Below are 1826 nucleotides of genomic sequence, written 5' to 3' on the forward strand. Positions count from 1 at the left end.
TGCGGCGGCATGCTGTGCCGCGACGCGCGCATCACGCCAGCGCCGCTGGAGGCTCGAGGAATTGTAGATCGAGCTGCTGCCCGCGATCGAGAACGCCTCATTCACGATGGCCACACATTCGGCGTGACCGTAAGTAACCGCGCTCCTGCAGGTCAACACTTCCTCCGGGGGCGACGGCTGCCCGGCGAGGGCGCTCTCCCATATCCTTGCGGCGTAGTCGAGAGTGAGGGCCCGCACTGCCGCCAACCGCGTGCGAAGTTGGCCGAGCTTGTGCTGGAACACGGGATCGGCTGCCAACCGCGCCAAGGGATTGAAGGCCGGCCGCTTCGTTTTAGCCAGTTCCGCGATGTCGTCGATCGCGCCCTGGGCGATGCCGGCCACCACCGCGACATGGGTCGGACCCAACAGAGTTCGAGGCGGGATCTGATACAGCGTGGTCTGAAGAATCGACTGGCCGCCGAAAATGTCGGCAGCCCGACGTTCCGGCACGAATTGTTCCCCGATCACGATGTCGTCGCTGCATGTTCCGCGCATACCCACCGCATCCCAGGTGGGTATGATCTCGGCTCCGTCGGCGGGCACCACGACCAGGCGCATCTCAGGGATCCCGCTCGGCTTCATTCGTGGTTGGCCGTCATCCAGCACGATACAGTTGCCAACCGCCCAACGATGTTCGTAGCTACCGCTGGCCAATGGCCACCGCCCTTGCGCGACGTAACCACCGTCGACGGCAACTGCGACCCCCTTCGGCGCCAACGCTCCGCGAGCATAGGCATCGGGCCCCGACCCATAGATCTCGTCGAGTGTCTCGCGCGGAAATCGTGCGAGAACAGGCGCGAAGTCCGCGTTTACCATCACATTCCAGCCCGCCGATCCGTCGGCTTTTGCCACCTCCTCGATGACATGGAAGGCAGTGATCGGATCGGATTCCTCACCCCCATACATCTTCGGTACGAAGATGCGAAATGCTCCAGCCTCGGCGAGGTCCTGAATCAGATCGGCCGGTACGCAGCGGTTGTCCTCGATCTCGCCGGCACGCTCGGCGATTTGTGGCGTCAGCTTGCGAACCGCGTCAAGCACGGGGGAATGGACCGCTGTGAGTTGACCCTTGGCCATGGACACCACCTTCGTTCAGGTCGCAACGGACTTGGTCCAGATCGTAGTCGAAGTTATGCATAATGCATAATCTGGCTATGGCCGTACATCATATGCCTAGTGACTGCGCGATGATCACCTTCATCACTTCACTGGACCCGGCATAAATCCGCGAGACCCTCGCGTCGGCATAGGCGCGCGCGATCGGGTACTCAAGCATGTATCCGTACCCGCCGTGCAACTGCAGGCACCGGTCGATGACTCGGCCCTGCAGTTCGGTGCAGAACAGTTTGACGATCGCTGCGTCGGCACCTGCGAGTTCGCCCTCCTCGTGGGTGAGCAACGCACGGTCCAGAAGCGACTGCCCGGCCTCAATGTCGGTGGCGCACGCGGCGAGCTCGAACTTTGTGTTCTGAAACGATGACACCACGGTGCCGAATGCCTTGCGGCCCTTGGTGTACGCAATGGTATCGCGCAGAGCCTTCATAGCTGCGGCTTGGCTGTTTACCGCAATGGACAGGCGTTCTTGGGCGAGGTTGCGGGTGAGATAGCCAAAGCCCTTGCCCTCCTCGCCGAGTAGGTTTTCGACCGGGACCCGGACATCATCGAAGGTCAGTTCCGCCAGGTCCTGCGCCTTGAGGCCCAGCTTCTCTAGCTTGCGGCCGCGAATAAGCCCGGCACTGTCACCCTCGATGACCAAGAGGCTGAGGCCATTGCGCCCCGCCGAAGGG

2 protein-coding genes are annotated in these 1826 nt (G+C 62.3%); both read right to left on the reverse strand.

From position 1 onward, the window contains the following. On the reverse strand, positions 1-1116 hold a 1116-nt coding region (locus tag WCA53_RS14250; RefSeq protein WP_423911299.1), incomplete at its 3' end, for an acyl-CoA dehydrogenase family protein. A gap of 88 nt (positions 1117-1204) precedes the next feature. Continuing rightward, positions 1205-1826 (reverse strand): acyl-CoA dehydrogenase family protein (locus WCA53_RS14255; RefSeq protein ID WP_423911300.1); only part of this gene is annotated, 622 nt, incomplete at its 5' end.

It is taken from the genome of Caballeronia sp., assembly GCF_049581465.1.
Taxonomy (GTDB): domain Bacteria; phylum Pseudomonadota; class Gammaproteobacteria; order Burkholderiales; family Burkholderiaceae; genus Caballeronia.